This is a genomic window from Rhodococcus sp. 15-2388-1-1a (genome assembly GCF_002259145.1).
In the GTDB taxonomy this organism is placed as follows: Bacteria; Actinomycetota; Actinomycetes; order Mycobacteriales; family Mycobacteriaceae; genus Rhodococcoides.
The window spans coordinates 731,823-738,863 of record NZ_NPFP01000008.1; the positions used below are offsets into that span (position 1 = coordinate 731,823).

General features: G+C 64.8%; 6 protein-coding genes. 5 read left to right on the top strand and 1 reads right to left on the bottom strand.

Annotated elements, in window-relative coordinates:
- Position 1: 1 nt before the first annotated feature.
- Positions 2 to 769, bottom strand: coding sequence for a TSUP family transporter (locus tag CH302_RS07935; RefSeq protein WP_037189288.1), 768 nt, complete (start codon positions 767 to 769; stop codon positions 2 to 4).
- 17 nt (positions 770 to 786) lie between these two features.
- Here CH302_RS07935 and CH302_RS07940 point away from each other — a divergent pair, with 17 nt between their 5' ends.
- The 5 genes from CH302_RS07940 (at position 787) to lnt (ending at position 6,435) form a co-directional block, all read left to right on the top strand.
- Complete coding sequence (locus CH302_RS07940; protein WP_037189287.1) at positions 787 to 1,950, top strand: sensor histidine kinase; 1,164 nt, start codon at positions 787 to 789, stop codon at positions 1,948 to 1,950.
- A 16-nt stretch (positions 1,951 to 1,966) separates the two neighbouring features.
- Entirely contained in the window at positions 1,967 to 2,623 is a 657-nt protein-coding gene (locus CH302_RS07945; protein ID WP_037189286.1) for a response regulator, read from the top strand.
- An 80-nt stretch (positions 2,624 to 2,703) separates the two neighbouring features.
- The gene (locus CH302_RS07950) at positions 2,704 to 3,240 is read left to right on the top strand and encodes an FxsA family protein (protein ID WP_037189285.1); all 537 of its coding nucleotides are present in this window, start codon (positions 2,704 to 2,706) and stop codon (positions 3,238 to 3,240) included.
- 59 nt (positions 3,241 to 3,299) lie between these two features.
- Complete coding sequence (locus CH302_RS07955; RefSeq protein WP_052047552.1) at positions 3,300 to 4,853, top strand: amidohydrolase; 1,554 nt, start codon at positions 3,300 to 3,302, stop codon at positions 4,851 to 4,853.
- Entirely contained in the window at positions 4,843 to 6,435 is a 1,593-nt protein-coding gene (gene lnt, locus CH302_RS07960; protein WP_082323580.1) for an apolipoprotein N-acyltransferase, read from the top strand. The genes CH302_RS07955 and lnt overlap by 11 nt, the downstream gene beginning before the upstream one ends.
- Positions 6,436 to 7,041 lie beyond the last annotated feature (606 nt).

A 7,041-nucleotide genomic window follows, 5' to 3' on the forward strand; every position in this document is an offset into this window, starting at 1 on the left:
GCTAGCCGAATTGTTGCCATCCGAGTCGGATCACCATGCCCACGACCACGACGAGCAGGACGATTCTCACGAATCCGGCACCGCGGGCGACCGCTGTCCTCGACCCGAGGACGGCACCGAACACGTTGCACACCGCCATGGCCGCTCCGAGCTGCCAGTAGACGCTGCCGGTGACGGCGAAGAAGGTGAGGGCACCGACGTTGGACCCGACGTTGATCACCTTGGCCATCGCGGCGCTGCGGACGAATTCGGTTCCGAGCATCGTGGCGAAGACGATGATGAGGAACGTTCCGGTGCCGGGCCCGAGAATGCCGTCGTAGAAGCCGATTCCGGCGGCTGCACAACCGATGACGATCAGAACTTTGCGATGGGTGGGCGGCGACGGTGCTGCGGTCAGACCGATGGTCGGACGGCAGGTGACCAGAACGGCCACACCCACGAGAACGACCATGATGATCGGGATGAACAGCTCGCGGTCGATCAACGACACCGCAGCTGCGCCTGCCGCCGAAGCCACGGCGGCGAGGACGCCGGCCGGAATCAGCACCGCCCAGTCGAGCGAAACCTTCCGCGCGAAGGTGACGACGGCGGCGACCGTACCGAATACGGCCGTCGCTTTGTTCGTCGCCAGCGCTGCCTGCTGCGTGAGCTGAGGTGCCACGAGAAGAATCGCGGGCAGCAGGATGAGGCCACCTCCGCCCACCACTGCGTCGACCCAACCGGCGGTCGTGGCAGCGACCATCAGCAATCCCCAGTCGGCAGCAGTCATACGGCAAACTCAATCACATGCGTCGATTCAGTCTGTGGCTCCGTGGGCAGCCGTTCGTGGCCGATGCCCTGCTGGCGGTCGGGCTGTTCGTCGTCGACATTCTGGTGTTCGTCAGCTCGGTCGACGGTCTGAACGGACCGTTGTTCCTGGTCTTCTCGGTCGTGCTGACGATTCCCGTCGCGTGGCGGCGGCGTCTGCCTCGCTCGATCGCAGCACTCACTCTCGTCACCACACTCGGCTCCGACATAGCGGGCAGCCTCGTGGGCGATGCCTACAACGGTCACCCGGCCGCCCTGGCGCTACCGATCATGCTCTACACGCTGGTTGCGTACGTCGGTCGAGTTCAGGGCGGCATCTATGCTGCCGCCCTCGCTGCGTACACCGCCGCGAACTTGTACCTGTTCACCCAACCGGTGATCACGACGCTGTTGTTCAGCGCGCTGATGTATGCGCTGTCGTGGGTTGCGGCGGAATTTCTCGGTGCCCGCAGGGCATACGACGAAGCGACGCAGGCCCGTCTCGTCGTGGCCGAGTACGACAGGGATCGCCGTGCCGAAGAGGCCGTGATCACCGAGCGCACGCGTATCGCGCGCGAACTGCACGACGTCATCGCCCACAGCGTCAGTGTCATGGTGGTCCAGGCCGACGGCGCCTCGTACGCCATCAGGCGCAACCCCGATCGCGCGGAGCAGGCCGTTGCCAACATCTCCGCCACGGGCCGATCGGCGCTGGCGGAGTTACGTCGAACGGTCGCATTGTTGCGGACGTCTCCCGATTCGGACGACATGCCCCAGTACGGGACCGCAGGCCTGGCCCGTGTCGTCGAGATGATGGGTCGCGCCGGCTTGAACGTCGAGCTCGAACAGACCGGAAACCTGGACGACATCAGCCCGGCGATCAGCCTCGGAGTGCACCGGTTGGTCCAGGAATCGCTGACCAATGTCCTACGGCACGCCGGCCATGCGCCGCGCGCGGTCGTGAAAGTGGTTCGCGCAGAAGAGGAGGTGAGCGTCGAGATTTCCGACAACGGCACCGGCTCGGGCACCCCGACGTCGGCGGACGGCGGTGGACACGGATTGCTCGGAATGCGCGAGCGAGTAGCGGTGCTTCGAGGCACCCTGCACGCGGGTCGGACGCCACACGGCAATTGGCTCGTGCGGGCAACGCTGCCGATCGAGTGAGGGTTAGGTTGGGTCGGTGCCGATCACCGTTGTCGTCGTGGACGACCAGGAACTCATGCGCATGGGATTGAACATGGTGCTCGAGGCGCAGGACGACATCGAGGTGGTGGGGGAGGCCTCCGACGGGGCCGGTGCCGTCGAGGCCGTGGCCAGACTGGAACCGGCAGTGGTGCTGATGGACGTCCGCATGCCCGGCGTCGACGGCGTGGCCGCCACCCGCACCATCACCGAATCGGGTTCGGACGCCAAGGTTCTGGTGATGACGACCTTCGATCTCGACGAGCACGTCCTCGGTGCGCTCAGGGCGGGGGCCAGTGGATTCCTGCTCAAGGACACTCCACCGGAGGACCTGGTCTCCGCGATTCGCAGCGTGGCTGCAGGCGATGCCGTCGTCTCACCGAAGGTCACCAAGCGTTTGCTCTCGAGGTTCGTCTCACAGACTCCGTCGACCACCGATGCCTCTGTTCTCGACTCACTCACCGGCCGTGAACGCGAGGTGCTGGTGCACTTGGCGACCGGCTTGTCCAATGCCGAGATAGCGGCCGTTCTGCATCTGTCCGAGGCGACGATCAAGACCCATATCGGTCGAATCCTGACGAAGTTGGACATCCGCGATCGAGTCCAGGCGGTCGTGCTGGCGTACGAAACCGGCCTCGTCCGACCGGGTTCCTGAGAATTTCCCGGCAAACCGGTCACCCGGGAGCGATTTCGATGCCCCGCGCGTTGTACCGGTGAAGCGAAGAAAGGACCGTCATGCTCGCTCTGTTCGTACTCTATGTCGTGGTCGAGGTCGCAGCGCTGGTCGCCGTGGGTAGCGCACTCGGTGTGCTCTGGACCGTCGTACTGCTGATCGGCGGATCGCTGGTCGGGTCGTTGCTGGTGCGATCGCAGGGCAGACGTGTGCTGGACGGTCTGCAGCGGGCATCCCGAGGCGAGCGATCGGCCGGTGGTGCCGTGGCCGATGGCGCTCTCTTCGCCGCGGGGTCGGTCGCAATGTTCGTGCCGGGACTGGTGACCACGGTGATCGGGTTGCTGTTGTTGATCCCGCCGACCAGGTGGCTGCTGCGCCCGGCAGTGATGTGGGCCGCCGCACGCTGGTTGCCGCAGGTTGCGACCGCGACCCGGCGCATGCGCCCCACCGTCATCGACGGTGAGATCCTCGACGATCATGTCGACGACGCCAGCCGAGCACCGAATGCATCCGGTTCTGCATTGATCCTCGAGGGACAGGTGATCGAGGCCGATCGATTCGATCCCGCCGCCGGGGATTTCCGGAAGCCACACCGGTAGGGGCAGACTGGTCGTTCGTGACCACCGAATTGTTCTGCGGCGGACGGATCTACAGTCCGATGGCGTCGGACGCCACCGCCATGGCCGTGACCGATGGAATCGTCAGCTGGATCGGTGAGGATCGCACCGGGCGAGCGCTCCATCCAGGAGTCCGCGTCACCGACCTGGCGGGGGCCTTCGTGGCACCGGCGTTCGTCGACACTCACGTGCATGTCACCGATCTGGGTCTGTCGTCGATCGGACTCGATCTGTCCGGCTGCACCTCGCTCGAACACTGCATGCGGGTGCTCGCCGAGCACGCAGCGTCGTCCTCGGACGCACTGATCTGGGGACACGGCTGGGACGAGAGCTCGTGGCCCGAACATCGCGCACCGTCGACGGTCGACCTCGACGCGGCAGCGCCGGGACGCCCGGTGTACCTCACACGCATCGATTCGCATTCGGCTGCCGTCTCGACGCCGTTGCGCGTCGCCGCGACCGGAATGGAATCCGCCACCGGCTTCTCCGGGCAGTCCCCTCTCACAGCTGCCGCGCACCACCTCGCGCGGCTGACTGCACGATCGATGATCACAGCCGACACCCGGGATCGGGCTCGAACGGCTGCGCTCGACAGCGCTGCGGCGCAGGGAATCGTCGCAGTCCACGAATGTGCCGGTCCGATCGTGTCGGGTATCGACGACTTCCGTGAATTGATGGCCACCGAACACGGGGTGGAGGTTCGCGGATACTGGGGCGAGCTGGTCGAGACGGCCGAGCAGGCGCGGCAGCTGCTCGGCGAGACCGGCGCTCACGGGCTGGCCGGTGACATCTTCGTCGACGGCTCGCTGGGATCGCGGACCGCGTGGTTGTCGTCGCCGTATGCGGACGGCTCCGGATCGGGCGTGCCGTACGAGGACGTCGATTCGATCGCTGCACACATCTCGGCGTGCACGTCCGCCGGAGTCCAGGCGGGGTTCCACGTCATCGGTGACGCTGCGATCTCGGCTGCCGTCACCGCATTCGAGCGGGTGGTGACCGAGCTGGGAACTCCAGCCGTCGCCGCGTGCGGGCATCGGCTCGAACATCTGGCAATGGTCACGCCCGAGCAGGCCGACAAACTGGCCTCCTGGGGGGTGATAGCCAGCATGCAACCGATGTTCGACGCCCAGTGGGGCGGTTCGGGAGGGTTGTATTCGGCACGGCTCGGCGCAGACCGTGCATCGGCGCTCCATCCGTTCGCGCGCTTGGCATCGGCGGGGGTGGCGCTCGCATTCGGTTCGGATGCGCCGGTCACCCGACTCGATCCCTGGGCGACGGTCAGAGCCGCGGTCAATCACCACACGCCGGGCAGTGCCATCTCGCCTCGGGCCGCTTTCTCGGCCGGTACCCGCGGAGCCTGGCGAGCGGGCGGAGTTCGCGACGGATTGGCGGGGACGTTGGTGCCGGGAGCGCCCGCCTCCTTCGCGGTGTGGGAGGTCGACGAACTCGTCGTCCGAGCACCCAAGGACAGCGTGCAACGATGGTCGACGGACCCACGCGCAGGAGTATCTCCCTTGCCCGGTCTGGACCCGTCGTCCACGAGCCCACAGTGCTCGATGACCGTGCACCGCGGACAGGTCATCCATGAGAACTGAGTCCGCTTCGGGTGTCGGGACGGTGGCCTCGTCAGCGGAGCGGCTGCGCCGGACCGCGATGTCGACGGCGCTCTCCGTCGCCGGTGGCGCACTGATATTCGCGAGCTTCCCTCCGCGAACCCTGTGGTTTCTGGCCCCGCTGGGTATCGCGCTGCTGGCCCTCGTCCTGACCGGCTTCGGCGGCCGGAGGTCGGTATCGCTGAAAGGGGGATTCGGCTACGGCTGTGCCGCCGGACTCGGATTCTTCGTTCCGCTCCTCCCGTGGATCGGTGTGTACGTAGGACCGATGCCGTGGCTGGCGCTCGCCGCCGCCGAGTCCGTCTTCGTCGGCTTGTTCGGAGTGCTCGGTGTGTTGACGGCACGGAGCGCATGGTGGCCGCTGTCGATGGCATTGGCCTGGAGCCTGACCGAATGGCTCAGATCCAGTGTTCCCTTCGGTGGCTTTCCATGGGGCAGATTGGCATTCGGACAACCCGAGGGCTGGTTGCTTCCCTTGGCGAGCGTCGGCGGTGCACCGTTGCTCAGTTTCGGTGTGGCACTGACCGGAACCGGAACGGCGGCGCTGCTGGTCGCGGGCAGTCGACGAGACGGAGCGCGTTCGTTCCTCGGACCGGTCGCCGCAACGACGATCGCGTCCATCGTGGCGCTGGGGTTGCTACCGACGCTGCACGGCAACGACGCGCCGGAGGGCGACGAACGGACAGTGACGATCGCGGCCGTCCAGGGAAGCGTTCCGCGGCTGGGTCTGGATTTCAACGCACAGCGCCGCGCGGTGTTGGACAATCACGTCCGAGAGACCATGACATTGGCCGCCGACGTCGAGGCCGGCAGGCAACCTGCCCCGGATCTCGTCGTGTGGCCCGAGAACGCGTCCGATATCGATCCGTTGAGAAATACCGACGCTGCGACTCTCATCACACAGGCGTCGGTGGCTGTGGGGGCCCCGATTCTCGTCGGCACCGTACTCGTCAATGCCGATGGTACGAACACGAATTCGGTGATTGCGTGGAACGGTACGGACGGGCCCGGTGAGCGGCACGACAAGAAGATAATTCAACCGTTCGGCGAATACTTGCCATTCCGAAGTTTTTTTCGATTGTTTTCGGAATATGCCGACCGAGCGGGTTATTTCGTCCCCGGTAGCGGAAACGGAGTGGTGCACGCTGGGGGAATAGCGGCCGGAATAGCAACGTGCTACGAAGTCGCATTCGACCGCGCACTCGAGGAATCGGTCCGGTCGGGCGCGGAGTTCATCGCCATACCCACCAACAACGCGACCTTCGGCGACACCGAAATGACCTACCAACAACTCGCGATGTCCAGAGTGCGAGCCGTCGAGCACGGACGAACGGTTGTGGTGGCCGCTACGAGTGGCGTCAGCGCAATCGTGTCGCCCGATGGTGACGTCCTTCAGCAGACGCCGCTCTTCAGCCCGGACGTGCTGGTGTCCAGTGTTGTACTGCGACAATCCCTCACCGTCGCGACTCGAATCGGCTTCGGATCGGAATTGGTGCTGTGTCTGGCAGCCGTCGGAGCGCTCGGCGCGACGCTTCTGGCCGGACGTCGCCGCTCCGACTCCTGAAACAAACGCCGAGTCGGTAAACAGTGGGTTTATCGCATCGCCGAGTCGGATACGTACGAAATAATGCCGAGCGATGTGTCGTGCGGAGTCATTCGTTCGACCGAATAGCATCTGCTCGGGTAGCACTCTCGGTCACTTCTGTAACAGGCTGGAGGCAGTGATCGATGGTTCTTATGATTACTGCACAAAAGAACCGTGCCGATGTTGTATCTTTGTAAGCCGTTGGGGTGCTCGACACGGAATTTTCAGGTCGGCTTTCAGCGGATGACCGACGGTTTCGCGTTGGTATGTGAGCGCAGTATCGACGCCGACATTGTCGAACGTGTCGTACGCCTGGCGGGGAGGGGAGTTCATGTCGTACAGGACGATGAATTCGAGAGTCACCACACACTCGTTCACTGAACTCACGGTTTGTTCTATTCGGTAGAACCGGGTTCTCTCCCTGTTTCAATCCGGTCGCCCGATCGCGCCGAATTGATACAGAGCCATATCACCACCGAACGTGTGTGAATCGACACGAACGCAGACCAGAACGGAAGCCAGAATTGCTCAATCGCGCGCACAGGCCGCCGCGGCTCGACAGTCCGAACCGAACCGAGGGCTCCG